The organism is Aeromonas sp. 11P, assembly GCF_051920165.1.
In the GTDB taxonomy this organism is placed as follows: Bacteria; Pseudomonadota; Gammaproteobacteria; order Enterobacterales; family Aeromonadaceae; genus Aeromonas; species Aeromonas veronii.
Genome location: NZ_JBQBDJ010000004.1, coordinates 1892047 through 1908020, shown reverse-complemented (window position 1 = coordinate 1908020; position 15974 = coordinate 1892047). Strand labels below are relative to the sequence as shown.

Annotated in this window: 11 protein-coding genes and 2 pseudogenes; 4 read left to right on the top strand and 9 right to left on the bottom strand. The window is 55.7% G+C overall.

Annotation, left to right across the window (positions count from 1 at the left end):
- Nucleotide 1: 1 nt before the first annotated feature.
- A complete protein-coding gene (locus ACTG1P_RS08685; RefSeq protein WP_094697156.1) occupies nucleotides 2–241 on the top strand; it encodes a hypothetical protein in 240 nt (79 codons plus the stop codon).
- 205 nt (nucleotides 242–446) lie between these two features.
- Here ACTG1P_RS08685 and ACTG1P_RS08680 read toward each other — a convergent pair.
- The 5 genes and pseudogenes from ACTG1P_RS08680 to galE all read right to left on the bottom strand — a co-directional run.
- A pseudogene (locus tag ACTG1P_RS08680) lies at nucleotides 447–794 on the bottom strand (Y-family DNA polymerase); the annotation flags it as partial.
- A gap of 12 nt (nucleotides 795–806) precedes the next feature.
- Nucleotides 807–1953, bottom strand: a pseudogene (locus tag ACTG1P_RS08675) (IS3 family transposase); the annotation flags it as partial.
- Between the two features lie 524 nt (nucleotides 1954–2477).
- Entirely contained in the window at nucleotides 2478–3635 is a 1158-nt protein-coding gene (gene galK, locus ACTG1P_RS08670) for a galactokinase (RefSeq protein ID WP_265784293.1), read from the bottom strand.
- A 9-nt stretch (nucleotides 3636–3644) separates the two neighbouring features.
- Nucleotides 3645–4685: a galactose-1-phosphate uridylyltransferase gene (galT, locus tag ACTG1P_RS08665; RefSeq protein WP_362774687.1), complete on the bottom strand. Its 1041-nt coding sequence runs from the start codon at nucleotides 4683–4685 to the stop codon at nucleotides 3645–3647.
- Between the two features lie 26 nt (nucleotides 4686–4711).
- Nucleotides 4712–5731 (bottom strand): UDP-glucose 4-epimerase GalE, encoded by a 1020-nt coding sequence (galE, locus tag ACTG1P_RS08660; protein ID WP_255912838.1) that lies wholly within the window; start codon nucleotides 5729–5731, stop codon nucleotides 4712–4714.
- Nucleotides 5732–6043: 312 nt separating this feature from the next.
- Between galE and galR the strand changes: the two genes are divergently transcribed.
- Nucleotides 6044–7045 carry an HTH-type transcriptional regulator GalR gene (galR, locus tag ACTG1P_RS08655; protein ID WP_255912808.1) on the top strand — a complete coding sequence of 334 codons (1002 nt, stop codon included), beginning with the start codon at nucleotides 6044–6046 and terminating at the stop codon, nucleotides 7043–7045.
- 467 nt (nucleotides 7046–7512) lie between these two features.
- Nucleotides 7513–8799: a maltoporin gene (locus ACTG1P_RS08650; RefSeq protein ID WP_440002291.1), complete on the top strand. Its 1287-nt coding sequence runs from the start codon at nucleotides 7513–7515 to the stop codon at nucleotides 8797–8799.
- A gap of 364 nt (nucleotides 8800–9163) precedes the next feature.
- On the opposite strand, the gene ACTG1P_RS08645 is transcribed toward ACTG1P_RS08650, so the two are convergent.
- The 4 genes from ACTG1P_RS08645 to ACTG1P_RS08630 all read right to left on the bottom strand — a co-directional run bounded on the left by ACTG1P_RS08645 (nucleotide 9164) and on the right by ACTG1P_RS08630 (nucleotide 14159).
- Complete coding sequence (locus ACTG1P_RS08645; protein WP_265784291.1) at nucleotides 9164–10168, bottom strand: glycoside hydrolase family 53 protein; 1005 nt, start codon at nucleotides 10166–10168, stop codon at nucleotides 9164–9166.
- A gap of 123 nt (nucleotides 10169–10291) precedes the next feature.
- Nucleotides 10292–10711, bottom strand: coding sequence for a hypothetical protein (locus ACTG1P_RS08640; RefSeq protein WP_440001024.1), 420 nt, complete (start codon nucleotides 10709–10711; stop codon nucleotides 10292–10294).
- Nucleotides 10712–10736: 25 nt separating this feature from the next.
- Entirely contained in the window at nucleotides 10737–12779 is a 2043-nt protein-coding gene (locus ACTG1P_RS08635) for a methyl-accepting chemotaxis protein (protein WP_440001023.1), read from the bottom strand.
- 297 nt (nucleotides 12780–13076) lie between these two features.
- A complete protein-coding gene (locus ACTG1P_RS08630; RefSeq protein ID WP_255912802.1) occupies nucleotides 13077–14159 on the bottom strand; it encodes an ABC transporter ATP-binding protein in 1083 nt (360 codons plus the stop codon).
- 561 nt (nucleotides 14160–14720) lie between these two features.
- On the opposite strand from ACTG1P_RS08630, the gene ACTG1P_RS08625 reads away from it, so the two are divergent.
- On the top strand, nucleotides 14721–15950 hold the full coding sequence (locus ACTG1P_RS08625; RefSeq protein ID WP_255912801.1) for an extracellular solute-binding protein: 1230 nt from the start codon (nucleotides 14721–14723) through the stop codon (nucleotides 15948–15950).
- Nucleotides 15951–15974: the final 24 nt, after the last annotated feature.

Below are 15974 nucleotides of genomic sequence, written 5' to 3'. Positions count from 1 at the left end.
GATGACACTTGAGCAATTAGCAGACTACTTTTTCAAATACGCAAAAGAACATGGAAATCCTTATGAGAAATTCCCCTTAGGAATTGAGGTTGATGAGTTTGGTGCTCCATATATTGAAATTTCTGAATCTGGGAAGTTGGCCATTGTGGCAAAGGATCGTGGCGAAGAATGCCTAAGGAAAGAAACAACATCACCGGAAGTATTGGCTCAATGGGTGTATGAGATTTTTAACAAATCTTAAATGCTGTCAGATTTAGGCCCGTACGCTCGATTAGCTAAGCGTAATGCCTTCAATGGCACCATCCACTTTTCTGATGCATTTGAGGCTATCCTGCTGACCTCTAGGCGAGGTGGGCAAGACTATCGCTTACAGCGTCACTAGCGGCGCGATCGCTGAAATCACCGGCGGCAAGTTTGCCGCTGGTGCAGCAGGTAGCGCTATCTCACACCTCATCCACCGGGGTGATAGCCATCAGCCGGGCACGGCGCAGCTCGTCACGCAAGTCCACGACGCCGCCCGTGGCAGGCCACTTCTTGGCTGCATAGTTGGCCAGCTTGGCGAGGGTCTTGGTGGGGCCGATCCCAACCCCTACCGTTAGTCCGGTCCACTGCCACACTCGCTGCCGGATCTGTTGTCCATAGGCTGTCAGGTCCCCGGCAAACGACTCCGACAGTGACAGGAATGCTTCATCGATGGAGTAGACCTCCAGCTCGGGGGCCATGGTCTCCAACGTGCTCATCACCCTGCCAGACATATCTCCATAGAGCGCGTAGTTGGAGCTGAATGAATCGCCCCGGGTTTTCTAGACACTCTGTTGCTGAAAAAAAACTGCCTTTCAAACTCTACCGGCGACAGCCCATCATTGGAACCATGACGCCTGATTGGGTTGTAAAACATTTCGATATAATCAAATACGTCGCTGCGGGCTTCATCTCTTGTCGCGTAAATCCTGCGCTTGATCCGCTCCCGTTTGAGCAACTGGAAGAAGCTCTCGGCGACAGCGTTGTCGTGACAGTTGCCCCGTCGGCTCATGCTGCAACTCAGGTTGTGAGCCTTCAGAAAGTCCTGCCATTCCCCACCGGTAAACTGGCTGCCCTGATCCGAATGCACCAGTACCGGCTGCTTGGGCTTGCGCCGCCAGACGGCCATCAATAACGCATCCACCGCCAAGTCTGCCGTCATGCGTGATTTCATCGCCCAGCCGACGATCTGGCGAGAGAACAGGTCGAGCACCACCGCCAGGTACAGCCACCCTTCTTGAGTGCGGATGTAGGTAATGTCAGTCACCCAGGAGAGGTTGGGGGCTGGCACCTTAAACTGACGTGCCAGCGTGTTTGGGGCCGCCTGCATGCTTTCACCCCCATAACGCCCCTTGCGGCGTTGATAGCCTGTTTGCGAACGCAGCCCCTCCCGCCTCATTAATTTGGCCACACGGTGCTTGCCGCAGGCTTCCCCTGCGTCACGAAGGTCGCGATAGATCTTGCGATAGCCGTAGACAGCACCACTTTCCAGCCAGGATTGTTTGACCAATCCGATCAGCCGTTCGTCCTCCCGCTGTCGTGGCGATACGGGCTGTTTCAGCCACGCGTAGAAGCCACTTCGGTGAACCCCCAAGGTTTGGCACAGGGTAACGACACTATACCGGTCGAGTCGGGAGGTTATGAACGCGTACCTTTCCTTGACTCGCTGGCAAAGTACGCGGCGGCCTCCTTTAGAATATTGCGCTCCTCGGTGACCTGGCGCAGTTCGGCTTTCAGGCGGCGGATCTCGGCTTGCAAGGCAGACTCTTCGAACTGCTGGTCAGCGGGCTTAGCGTACTGCCTGAGCCAGGCATACAGACTGTGGCTGGATACCCCAAGGGCGCGTGCAACGTCAGCCACCGGCCGTCCGCGCTCGGTGATTTGTTTAACGGCTTCGATTTTGAATGTTTCTGGATAACGCTGACGGGTCATAACACCTCCAATAGTTGCCTCATTTTAAGGCTGTGAGGTGTCTAGGGAACTGGGGGCGATTCATTATCGGACTAAGGCATACCTAATCGGACTACTGGTAGGATAATACGGCAAGCCTGCAGAGTAGCAACACGAAGAGTCTGCAAGCCGAGATACACTGCTTGAAAACCGATCTGGGTCAATTAACCGAGGGGAGCGCAACATCTTAAAGGAGGGAGTTGTGGATTCAATGGAGTAACGCGGCAGCCATGTAAAAACATGCAGTTGCGGAGGATTGTTGAATGAAGCGAACATTTACAGCAAAGGAAAAGGGGACTGCCGAAGCAATCCCTGAGTTAGGCTCATTGCGATAACACATGTCTGAAATTTGGTTCAATTGTATTATCTACATGTTAACCACAGCTGCTCACAGAGAGCGTTGTTTAACTCAACTAAGTCGAGCGTTCACCGTCTAGCAGGGCGGCTATACCATGACCAGTCTGGAAATACGTGACCACTACAATATTGAGGCGTCAGCGAACATATCAGAGTGGGCCGGCTCCGGCTGAGGGCTTACAGATATAGATGCTCGGGGCCAGACCGCTTACTTGGGGATAACGAGTATTAACCTGTTCGCACACTGCTGCAGTCAGTGACTGTGGAATCAATGCAACCACACAACCCCCAAACCCACCACCAGTCATCCTCACACCACCATGACTGCCGATGATCTCTTTGATGATCTCGACCAAGGCATCAATGGCGGGTACTGTGATGGCAAAATCATCACGCATGGAGGCATGGGACAGCGCCATTAATTCGGCCATCATGACCATGTCTTGATTGGCAAGCGCATCGGCCGCTGCAAGCGTTCGTTCATTTTCGGATATAACGTGGCGTGCACGGCTAGCGACGACAGGATCCAATTCTTTGGCTCGCTCGGTGAACTGGGTCATCGTCAGGTCGCGCAGTGCTTTGACTCCAAAATGCCGTGCGGCCTCTTCACACTGTGCCCTGCGGGTATTGTATTCGCTATCCACCAGGCCCCGGCGTACGTTCGAGTTGATGATAACCACATCGATGTCGGCCGGCATGCTCACTGGACGGGTTTCTAGGCTGCGGCAATCGATCAGCAGGGCATGATCCTGCTGACCCAGGGCGGAGATGAACTGATCCATGATGCCGCAGTTGCAACCGACGAATCTGTTTTCTGCCAGTTGTCCGTTCAGGGCGAGATCTGCCTGGCTGATCTCAAGGTGATTCATCTCTTTGAAAAGCTGTCCTACTGCCACTTCCAGAGAGGCGGAAGAGCTCAGACCGGCTCCCTGCGGAACATTGCCACTGAGCACCAGGTCAGCCCCGGTCAGTTGACAGCCTCGTAATAGCAAATATTTGACAACTCCTCGCACATAATTAGCCCATAGGTATTCCGGGCGCGGCTCTATGGGGTGGCGTAAGTCAAATTCATCCAGCTGGTTGTGATAGTCGGCAGCAATCACCCTGATCAGGCTGTCTTGTCGGGGGGCCGCACTGATCACTGTCTGATAGTCAATGGCGCAGGGGAGCACGAAGCCATCATTGTAGTCCGTGTGTTCCCCGATGAGGTTGACACGCCCAGGTGCCTGAATAGCGAGGGTAGGGTGATAACCATACTTGGTGTAAAAAGTGCGTTCAGTCACGCTGCGTGGGGATTCAATACTCATATCTCAACCTCAAACCTGTTCACGAAAATGGATATCACTGACGGAACGCAGGCGTTCGGCCGCCTGTTCTGCCGTCAGGTCACGCTGTGTTTCCGCCAACATTTCATATCCCACCATAAATTTGCGTACGCTCGCAGAGCGCAGCAGTGGCGGGTAGAAGTGGGCATGCAACTGCCAGTGGTCATTCTCCTCGCCATTGAAAGGCGCACCATGCCATCCCATCGAATAGGGGAAGGAGCACTGAAACAGGTTGTCATAGCGGCTGGTCAGTTTCTTGAGCGCAAGCGCGAGGTCTTCACGCTGTTGTGCTGTCAGGGCAGGTAGACGTGTTACCGCAAACTTTGGAAGCAACAGGGTTTCAAAGGGCCAGGCTGCCCAATATGGTACCACTGCCAGCCAGAGCTCCGTTTCCACTACGGTACGACGGCCGTCAGCCTGTTCGCGCTCGGCATAATCGAGCAACATGGCACGACCATGTTTGGAAAAATACTCCCATTGGGCATCATCTTCCCGCAGGGCTTCGTTGGGCAAGAAGTCGTTGGCCCAGATCTGCCCGTGGGGGTGGGGATTGGAGCACCCCATCATGGTCCCCTTGTTTTCGAATACTTGGATCCAGGGGTAGTCGCGCCCCAGCTCTGCAGTTTGCTCGCACCAAGTGTTGACCACGGCTGTGAGGGAGGGGACGGACAACTCGGGCAAGGTCTTGCTGTGATCTGGTGAGAAGCAGATTACCCTGCTGGTGCCGCGTGCACTCTCTAGCTGGAATAGGGGATCCTCGCTGGCTGGGGCCATCGGGGTATCAACCATCAGGGCTGCAAAGTCGTTAGTAAAGACGAAGGTCGACTTATAATCTGGATTCTTGTCACCAGTGACGCGAGTGTTGCCGGCGCAGAGGAAGCAATCCGGATCGTGAATGGATCGCTGGGTGCGATCAGGTTCATCCTGCTGCCCCTGCCAAGGGCGCTTCGCCCTGTGGGGAGAAACTAGAACCCACTGCTGGATCAATGGGTTGTAACGACGGTGGGGGTGATCGGTTGGTTCAAATTGCATAGGAAGGCCTGTCTCGTTCTGTACATTCATGGAAGGGGGTAACCGTTCGGATTTTGGGATTGCCAGCGCCAAGTATCGGCCGTCATCTCATCAAGAGTGCGATTAGCCTTCCACCCCAGCTCGTTGTAAGCCCGTGTTGGATCGGCCCAACACTGCGCTATGTCCCCGGCACGGCGGGGCACGATCTCATAAGGCAGCTCGCGACCACAGGCCTTGGAGAAGGCGGCATGAATGTCTAGGACGCTGTAGCCATGCCCAGTGCCCAGGTTGTACACATGGACGCCAGCTTGCCCAAGAGTATGTTTCAAGGCTGCAACATGGCCATCGGCTAGATCCATGACATGAATGTAATCCCGCACACCGGTACCATCCGGTGTCGGGTAGTCATCACCAAAGATGGCGAGTTTGGCACGGCGGCCCACTGCCACCTGGGCAATATAAGGCATCAGGTTATTAGGAATGCCCTGGGGATCTTCGCCCATTAGACCGCTGGGATGGGCTCCCACCGGATTGAAATAGCGCAACAGGGTCAATGACCAATCGGGAGCTGATCGTGCAAAGTCTTTGATGAGACGCTCCACCATCAGCTTGCTCTGACCGTAAGGGTTGGTGGCGCTCAAGGTTGGCGTTTCCTCGGTGATGGGCATGCTCTCTGGCTCACCATAAACGGTGGCAGATGAGCTGAATAGTAAGGTCTTGACCCCGGCGCGTCGCATTGACTGCAGCAACACCAGGGTGCCGCTGACATTGTTGTCATAGTACTCGAGAGGCTTTTCTACCGATTCTCCTACGGCCTTGAGGCCTGCGAAGTGGATCACTGCATCTATCGGTTGGTCTGCAAACACACGATCCAGCAGGTCGGCATCCCGCACATCACCGTGATAGTGCAGGGGACGCTGCCCGCTGAGGGTGTGGATACGTTCTAGTACACTTTCTTTACTGTTAACCAAATTGTCCAACAAGATGGGGGTCATCCCGGCAGCGATAAGCTGCAAGCAGGTATGACTACCTATGTAACCAGTTCCACCTGTGACGAGTATCTTCAACATGAATCTCTCCTTGGTGCTCGTTTTAATTAGGCTTTGCTTAGTGTAACCGCTTACCCTTATTCTGCGCTTGTGAAAGCAGGCCGGGAAGATGCACCTCTGTTTTGTGTGACTTTTGTCACGTTTTTATCCGCGATTAGCATGATAATGAAGAATGGTGTATGTAAGATGATTACACGGCGAGGCGCTCGTATTGATAGAATGCTCCCGCTTTTGGTATGAAAGCCGTGTCAGGCATTGGAAATATCGGTAGTATCCTTACCCTGTAAAGCACAGGTTTTTATTTATACCGTTCACCGGAAAAGCTAATTCATGGCAACCATCAAAGATGTAGCAATCCTGTCAGGCGTATCCGTCGCCACAGTCTCACGTGTCATCAATAATTCGCCAAAGGCAAGTCAGGCGTCACGCGATGCCGTCTTCAAGGCGATGCATGAACTCAACTACCACCCCAACGCGAACGCGAGAGCCCTGGCCCATCAGAACAACGAAACGCTGGGGTTGATTGTTGCTGATGTGTCTGACCCCTTCTTTGGCACCATGGTTAAGGCAGTTGAGCAGGTGGCGCAGGCTACGGGGAATTTTCTGCTCATCGGAAATGGCTACCACGACGCAGCCAAAGAGAAGCACGTAATAGAGCAGTTGATAGGGCATCGCTGCTCTGGCTTGGTGGTTCATGCCAAAATGTTGCCAGATGAAGAGCTGATCCAGATGATGAGCTATGTTCCCGGCATGGTGCTAATCAACCGTATCGTTCCAGGGTTCGAGTCCCGTTGTGTGGCGCTGGACGATCGCTATGGTTCCTGGCTTGCAACTCGTCACCTGATCCAGGAAGGGCACAAGAAGATAGGGTTTCTGTGTTCAAATCATCAGATCTCTGACTCTCAGGATCGCATGCAGGGGTATCTGGATGCGCTGCAAGAGCACAATATCCCGGTCGATGAGCGCCTGATCTCCCGTGGCAGTCCGGATGAGCTGGGAGGTGAAGCCGCGATGACTGAGTTGTTGAGCCGGGGGCAACAGATGACGGCGGTCGTCTGTTATAACGATTCGATGGCGGCAGGAGCTTTGTCCGTGCTTAGCGACAACGGGATCGAGGTTCCCCAGGAGCTATCTCTGGTGGGGTTTGATGATGTACTGATATCCCGCTACTTGCGCCCTCGTCTGACTACGGTGCGTTATCCCATCATCGCCATGGCGACCCAGGCCGCCGAGCTGGCCATTGCTCTGGCAAAAGGTGGGCCCTTGCCCCAGACGACACATATGTTCAGCCCGACTCTGGTTCGCCGTCATTCAGTCCGCAGTATCGATTGATCGACATTCTGGCAACCTGAATTCATCGGCCATCAGGCAAGGTTACCCGTTAGGGGCCTTGCCTTTTTAGTGCCTCATCTTCTTCCTCTCTCTTTTGTCGCTCACCCCTGTGGGGTCGGGAAGGTCTCACGGTGCCTTCCTATGCCCTGCACGAGGAGGTCATGTCTGCTGCGATGAGTCTGGTCGAGCCATGGTTATCTCAGGTGTAGACATCACCATTAAAAGTGTAATCGATAACACGAAATTTATTGTTTTGGAGTCCTTTAATTTCAACAACTTAAGTTGCTAGTGATGTTTTTATCAAGTGTTTCCATAGCAATACTTATGTAATAATTACAGTTTTGTGAGTTTCGTCATGTCAGTGATGGCACGGATATTCCTATAATCCCCACCGGACAGTGAAAGCGCTTTCCCTATGGATTGGTAAGCGGTTCATCAAGATAACAATGCAACAGTGGAATAAAGGAATAACTATGAAAGTGAAACTACTGACGACATCCGTTGCCCTCGCTCTGTCAATGACTGCATTGAATGCTAATGCTGTTGATTTTACAGGCTATTTCCGCTCTGGCGTAGGTGTGTCCCAAGACGGTGATATGCAAACCGGTCGACAGAACTTTGTCGGCCGTCTGGGCAACGAAAGCGATACCTATACCGAAATTGGTATTGGTCAGGAGGTTTACAACAAGGATGGCATGACTTTCTATGTAGACAGCATGTTCAGCATGCAGAGCGATGGCTCCAATGACTATGAAAGTACCACCACTGTGTGTAACTTCGATCAAAAGGAGTGCAAGGACGATGCAACATTTGCTCTGCGCCAATTCAATGTTAAGGCCAAGGGGCTGATTTCCGCTGCGCCCGATGCCGTGGTTTGGGCTGGCAAGCGCTTCTATCAGCGTCACGACCTTCACATCATCGATACCAAATACTGGAATATCTCGGGAGCCGGTGCCGGTATTGAGAACCTCAAGGCAGGTCCAGGCGCCTTCTCACTGGCGTGGATCCGGTCTGATGGTAACGATATCGATAACTCGATTGTCAACAATGACCTCAACGTTAACTTCCTGGACCTGCGCTATGCCGGCTGGGCTCCCTGGGAAGGGGCCTGGACTGAAGCGGGTGTCAGCTATGCCATGCCCAATCCGACCGATGAGCAGGAGAAGGTCGGTAATCTCTATGATCCCCAAAATGGTGTCATGCTGACCGCAGAAATGAGTCAATACTTTGCCGATAGCCGCATCTACGAGAAGTTGGTGCTGCAATATGCTGACAAAGGGCTGGCCCAGAACATGATCTCCCAAGGGGGCGGTTGGTATGATGTTTGGCATCTGACCGATGATGCCAAGGGATACCGGGTGATTCTAACTGGTGACATTCCCATGGGAGAGAAATTCAGTGTGAACCATGTATTCACTTACGGTAAGGGTGAGAAACTTGAAGCATGGCATGACAACACCGAACTGTTTAGCGCTGTCGCGCGAGGCGGTTATGCGTGGACTGACATCATGAAGACGCTGGTTGAAGCCGGTACTTATGAGAGCACCAAGACTTGGACAAGCGGCTCTGAAGAAAAATCGAGTGGTCAAAAATATACCTTGGCTCAAGCTTGGTCAGCTGGTCCCAGCATGTTTGCCCGCCCGGAGATCCGTGTTTTTGCCAGCTATCTGAAAGATGGCGAAGGCAAATCCTTCAACGGCGGTGAGGATGATAATACCTGGAACTTCGGCGTGCAGGCCGAAGCCTGGTGGTAAATCCCGACTCGTTACATCGCAGGGAGCCCGCTGGGCTCCCTTTTTTATTTTGCATTGAGGACTCGCCATGTCGTGCTGACGTCGTCCTAGGAAAACCGATGTTGCGAGTCCCGGCGAAGGAGGCTGCAGTCGGCGAGTCTGTTTGTCTCGGGGAGAGGATGGTCGTGTTTTCGGTGATGGTGGCGGAGGCCCCCGCGCGACTCGGCTCAGTGGAGCTGCCATCCGCATCCAGAGTCATTACGCGCAGGCAAGTGGTGGGATGATATGCGTTGGTGAGAAAGGGCGAAGAGACGGGTGAAGTCATGTCCAGGTGGCAGCCTGAAGAGGCGCACTACCTACTGCGCCTCTGTGTAACGTTACATATTTAATGCAACAGGAAGGCATCCAGCGCATAAGTGGGTTTGCCGCTGTTGTCCATCAGCCCCAGGCTGTAACCCTGCCAGTTCTTGTAGCTTTGTGGTTCCCAGTAGAGCACTCCGAGCCCCTTGCTATCGGGGATCCACGTCATCTTGTTGAGTAGATCAGCAATGGTGTCGTAACTGTTCTTTGGGTCATCCCATGGCATGCCCACCTCGACAATCATCACCTCCTTGCCATAGCGGGTCACCATATCGGAGAGGTTGTCATAGCAGAGGTTGTTGAGGGTGAACCAGTCGCCGTTGCCACTCTGGGTTGGGTAGATGGAGGCACCAATGACATCCCACTTGGCACCGTTGTTCTTTAGGCCATCAAACATCCAACGATAGAGGCTGTTGTTCTCGCAGTTAGCCAGGTGGACGATGACCTTGGTGCTACTGTTGACCGCCTTGACGGCGTCATAACCGCTGTTGATGAGCCAGGCAAAGTTCTTCATGTTGACCGAGGCGCGCCCCTCTTCCCAGAGCATGCCATTGTTGGTCTCGTTGCCCACCTGTACCCACTTGGGTGTGATGCCTGCGTTTTTCAGGGCTACCAGGGAGTTGTAGGTGTGCCACCATACGTTCGACATCAGCTGATCAAAGGTGTAGCTCTGCCAGGCTGCCGGCTTGGTCTGTTTGCCAGGGTCGGCCCAACTGTCGCTGTAGTGGAAGTCAATCAGCAGATCGAAACCGGCTGCCTTGGCCCGCTTGGCCTTGGTGATGACGTCACTAATGTTGTTCCAGCCATCGGCAGGATTGACCCATACCCTGAGTCGGATGGTGTTCATACCGTGCTCTTTCAGGGTTTTGAACAGATCCTGCTGCTGGCCAGCGTCGTTATAGAACTTGTATCCGGAGTTCTCCATCTGGGTCAACCAACTGACGTCAGCCCCCTTGACCATGGCTTCTCCCTGGCCATGAAACAGCAGGGCGCTGCCAAGCAGTAGGGTGGTAAGTAGATGTCTCTTCATTGTTGTTATCTCCTGTCTGGATGTGTGTAGGGTGGCGACAGGGATTCAGTCCCGCGCCGGGATGGCGTCGCCGTGCGACGCCATCCCGGCTGAGGCTGGGGCCACCTTGCGGCGGCCCTGGGATCACCCGGCGGGGGAGACGGTGACCTGGATGTGTTGGGGATCGCGGCGATCCAGGGTGATGCGATACTGGCCGTCGCGGGGCGGGGTGAACTTCATGTCGCTCCACTGCCAGCCGGCCTTGACTACCACCGGTTTGTCCGCCTCGACCTTGACGGCGGGGTCGAACTGACCATAGCTGGTGTCGGCCTTCCACTTCTCGTCGGCAATCTTGAACTTGTAGGCGCCGTGACTGGCCTGCAACGCCACCTGTACCGACAGAAAGTCTCCTTGCTGGGTCACCAGTTGCTGGTCTGCCGGTGCCTCCCAGTTGTTCATCTCGCCACGCAGGAACAGCGGGCGTGCCAGGGGGTTCTCTTCATTGGCCAGCGCGGGCTGGAGACAGGCGATCAGGGTAGTCAGCAACAGTGTCTTCTTGAACATGGGTAGTCCTCTCTATGGTGTGTGGTCAGGCGCTCTGCAGGGTGAAGCGGCGGGTCAGCGACAGTTGCTGCTGCGACAACTGCTGCAACTGGTCGCTGGTCTGTGCCACCTTGACCAGGGCGACTTGGTTGTCGTCGGCAATCCGGGCGATGTTGGTAATGTTGCGGGCGATCTCGGCGCTGGTCTGCTGTTGCTGCAGGGTCGCGCTGGCGATACGGCTGCTCTGCTCGGCCACCTGCTGCAGCGCCTGGGATAGCTCGGCCAGGGTGGCGCAACCTGCATCGCTGTCGGTGCGGCTCTGGGCCATGGCGTCGTGGCAGCGCAGCATGGTGGCGACCGCGCCGCGGGTGCTCTGCTGCAGATCGTCGATGATCCCCTGGATACGAGTGGTGGAGTCTGCGGTGTGGTGTGCCAGCTGACGTACCTCGTCGGCCACCACGGCAAAGCCACGCCCCTGCTCGCCGGCGCGGGCCGCCTCGATGGCGGCGTTGAGGGCCAGCAGATTGGTCTGCTCCGTGATGCGCCCGATCAGGGCAAGGATGTCACCGATGCTGACGCTCAATGTCTGCACCTGCTCCACACTGCGGCGTGATTGCGCCAACTCGTCAGCCAGTTGCTGCAGCCGTTTGCCGGTCGCAGCCCCACGCAGGCTGGCGGCGTGGGCTGCCGCTGCTATGTTGCCGAGTGTCTGTTCGGTCTGGCCAATACTGCCGGCAACCTCGCGAACCGAGTAGTCCATCTCCTCCATGGCGCTACAGACCCCTGTGGTCTCGTTGCGCTGTTCGCCGATGGCAAGCTGGGCGTGATGCTGGGCTTGCTGGTTCTGGCCGGCCATACGGCCGAGCGCGTCGGCCGCATGAACTATCTGACCGAGCATGCCGCTCATCTCGTCGGCCAGAGCATTGATGCCGATGGCAAGCTGGCCAAACTCGTCGTGGCGCAGCAGCGGTACGCGTTGGCGCATGTCTCCCTGGCTCAGTGCCTTGAGGGTGGTGAGGATATGGTGCAGCGGCTGGCGGATGGCGTGCACCAGGTGCCACAGCACCAGGGCGCCGAGACTGAGAGAGAGCAACAGGCCGGCGCACAGCCCGAGGCGTAGCCAGAGCAGAATTGCGCCGCTGCCGGCGGTGCTCTGGTGAAGCTGCTCGTCGATTGCTCCGTCAAGTTCGCTCAGCTCGCCGAGCAGACTGTCGATGAAACGGCTGGCTTGTGCGCTTTGGTTGCGAAGCATGATGCTTTGCTCGACCAGTGACAGGTGGCGGGCCAGCAAGCTGTCTGGACCACTTAGCAGGGTTGCGAGGGTATCGAGCCGTGCCCCTGTGCTACGTTCCAGGCTTAGGGGCGCGCCGAAAGCATCTTCTTGGCCTGCAAGCTGGCGCTCCAGCTCCTTGCGCAGTTCTGTCATCTGCTTATTGGCCCGTTCATTGATCGCTAAGCGTGCCGCAATAGGAGCCGGGTCTTGCTGCTTGAGGATCTCCTGAGTAGTACTGACTTGCTGTTCCAGGTTTGCCAGCAGACGATTCTTGAGCAATGCGGCAGGATGGCTACCCAGAGGGGCAAGCAGAACATCGAGGGCACTGGCAAATTGGCGCGCCGTGCTGCCGAGGCGGGTGTCGGCAGCCAGCTTGCTCTGTTCGAGGCGGTTGTGGGCATAGTCATCGACCAGACGTTGGGCCAGTTGCCAGTAGGCGGCCTGTTGCTCGCGCAGGCTCTCGACGCGCGCACTCTGTTGCGGCTCCCCCGCTATCTGTCGAGCTAGGGTGGCCAGATCCTGGTCGAAGCGGGCCTGCCATTGCTGCATCTGCTCGCGGGCGGAGCCCAGTTCCTCCTCTCCGGTCTGCAGTAATGCGTTGCCCAGATGTCGGTCGAGGGTAAAGAGATCACGGACCACGGCACGGCTCTGCACCAGAGTCGGCGCGGTATGGCTGGCGAGCAGCCCCACTTGGTCGGCCAGCCGTTGGCCGGCGTAGAGGGAGAGGGTCACCGAGAGCAGCAGCAGCAACAGGATAACGGCAAAGCCCAGCGCCAGGCGCTGGATGATGGAAAGGTGACGAGTACGCAAGCTCATGGTATCGATTACATGTAGTGTTGAGTCAACCCAGCCTAATGGCACAAGTAATAAGTCATCTTTTATCAGTGTCTTATCTTTTTAAAAGATAAGGTCACGATAAGGGAGGGTCCCTGAATCTGATTTTTGGTGTAACGTTTTCATTATTTTGTGGATCTTTTACACTCTTTCTCGGCACCCTTGTATGGGATTTGTCCAGGGTTGCGAGCCCGCTCTCATTTTGTGTCCCGAGCCGGGGATAAAAAAAAGCCCCCGACCGGCGGGGGCAAAATAGATCGGGGCATGCAGTAGCCGCGTTCAGCGGCTGATCCTGAGCCCTTCGGCATTGAACACAAGGCAATTTTGCGGGGCAAAGAAGACATCCATCTTCTGGTACGGATGAAACTCCCCATCCCCTGCCAGCAGCAGCTTGAAGCCGTCGGTGCCGCAGCACTGACCGAACAGGTAGGTGCTGTTGCCAAGACGTTCCACCACCTCGCAGGTAAAGGCGAGGTGGATCCCCTCTGCGCCCGGCACCACATGCTCGGGACGCAGGCCAAGGGAGATCTCGCTGCCCTGCTCGAGTCGCTCGGTGAGGATGGGCAGGGTGAGCTCCTGCTGGCCGGCTACCTTGACCCGGATCTGCTCCGGGCTCCAGGCCAGTACGCGGGCCGGTAGGAAGTTCATCTTGGGTGAGCCGATGAAACCGGCCACGAAGCGGTTGCAGGGTTTGTAGTAGAGCTCCATCGGCGAGCCGACCTGTTCCACCTTGCCATAGTTCATCACCACTATCTTGTCGGCCAGGGTCATGGCCTCTACCTGATCGTGGGTCACGTAGATCATGGTGGTCTTGAGCTCCTGATGCAGCTTGGCGATGTGCAAGCGCATCTCGACACGCAGCTCGGCATCGAGGTTGGAGAGCGGCTCGTCAAACAGGAACACCTTGGGATTGCGCACGATGGCACGGCCGATGGCTACCCGCTGGCGCTGGCCGCCGGAGAGCTGCTTGGGCTTGCGATCGAGCAGGTGGGAGAGCTGCAGCGTCTTGGCCACCATGCTGACCTGGTGGGTTATCTCCTCTTTCGGCACGCCATTGACCCGCAGGCCATAGCCCATGTTCTCGGCCACCGTCATGTGTGGATAGAGGGCATAGGACTGGAACACCATGGCCACGCCGCGATGAGCCGGTGCGACATCGTTGACCACCTGCTCATCGATGGCAATCTGGCCTTCCGATATCTCTTCTAGACCGGCGATCATCCGCAGCAGGGTGGACTTGCCACAACCGGAAGGACCGACGAAGACGGTGAACTCGCCGTCTTCCACGTCCAGGTTGACGTTATGCAAGGTCACGTTGCTGCCAAAACGCTTGACCACATTGTTCAATCTGATACTCGCCATGAGCTTTAACTCCTTGATAATAAATGCATTAGCTGCAGAACTCCGAGGTGGCCATACCCCTGCTGCGGCTTCTTTGCCCTGGGAGGGAGAAGGCGTTTCACACCGTTTCACTCTGTGGCTTTGGGGGGACTATATCAGTCAGGTGTAAGCGGTTGCACAAAATGCTGTTTCTTTTGTGCATGAGATCACAGCCTTGGTACGTGCTACTGGCAGGCTGGGCAGGCACCGCTTACCGTAGAGCCATTCGGTGTAATCGTTACCTTTTTTGCCGCATGAAAGCATAGTGAAGGGCGTAGGCGGCAAGAAATTAAGAGAGAGAGCGAGTTGCTCCGGATCTGATGTATAGGATTAAACCGGTTATTTATCATTATATTAGGTGATGGTGAGTGCGCGTCATAGAGGCCAGACCAGTACAGTGTGCAATGTGGTTGTGCTCTGCTTTACACACTAATCGGTAACAAGCGTCATAAGTTACACCGGCTGGATGGCATCGTAACACCCACCTAACCGACGTGGTCGGCGAAGGCCTGTTTTTACCTGAGTTAGGGACAAGGAAATCATATGAAAATCAATAAATTGACCGCTGCAATGTTGTTTTCTTTTGGCGTGGTGGGGTTGGGGCAGGTAGCCCGGGCTGCCGACGGTGAACTGCTGGTGTGGGAAGACATCAAGAAATCAAATGGCATAGAGGAGGCCGTCAAGGCGTTCGAAGCCAAACACAGCGTCAAGGTTAAGATCCTCGAAACCCCCTATGCCCAGCAGATCGAGAAGCTGCGCCTGGACGGCCCTGCCGGCATAGGCCCGGATGTGTTGGTATTGCCCCATGATCAGGTGGGCACCGCCGTGGTGCAGGGGCTCATCAGCGAGATCAAGCCGGGTGCCGACTATCTGGCCGGCTTCACCAAGCCGGCGGTGGATGCCCAGACTTATGAAGGCAAGCTCTATGGCCTGCCCAAGGCGGTCGAGACCATCGTCATGGTCTACAACAAAGACCTGCTGCCCAAGGCGCCGGAGAGCTTCGACGAGCTGATCAAGACCTCCCAGACCCTGCGTGGGGAGAACAAATACGGCCTGCTCGCCAAGTTTGACGAGATCTATTACTCCTACGGCGTAGTGGCCGCCATGGGGGGCTACATCTTCGGCCAGAACCCCAACGGTTCGCTCAACGTCAAGGACGTGGGCTTGGCCAACCAGGGGGCGGTCGACGCGGTCAGCTTCCTCAAGCGTTTCTATAGCGAAGGGCTTTTCCCAGCCGGTATCGTCGGTGAGACCGGCGCAAACGCCATCGACTCTTTGTTTACCGAGAAGAAGGCGGCGGCTGTTATCACGGGACCTTGGTCGTTCCAACCTTACAAGGATGCCGGTGTGAATTATGGCGTCGCCCCACTGCCGACACTGCCCAATGGCGAACACATGCGCTCCTTCCTCGGCGTGAAGGGGTACAGCATTTCAACCTATTCCAAGCAGAAAGAGCTGGCACAGCAGTTCATCGAGTTCATCAATCAGCCTGAGTACGCCAAGGTCCGCTTCCAGAAGACCGGTGAGATCCCGCCGCTCAAGGCATTGATCGACGATCCGCTCATCAAGGACGACGAGAAATCCCGGGCCGTGGCCATTCAGGCTGGCTTCGCCATCCCGATGCCAAGTGTGCCCGAGATGCAGGAGGTGTGGACCCCGGCCAACAGCGCACTGCAGCTCGGTGTGACCGGCAAGCAGGATGTCAAGGCGGCTTTGGACGGCGCGGTCAAGAACATCAACATGCAGATCGAAGTCAATCACGCACAGCAATAACAACAGTCGAGCTCCGGCTCGATT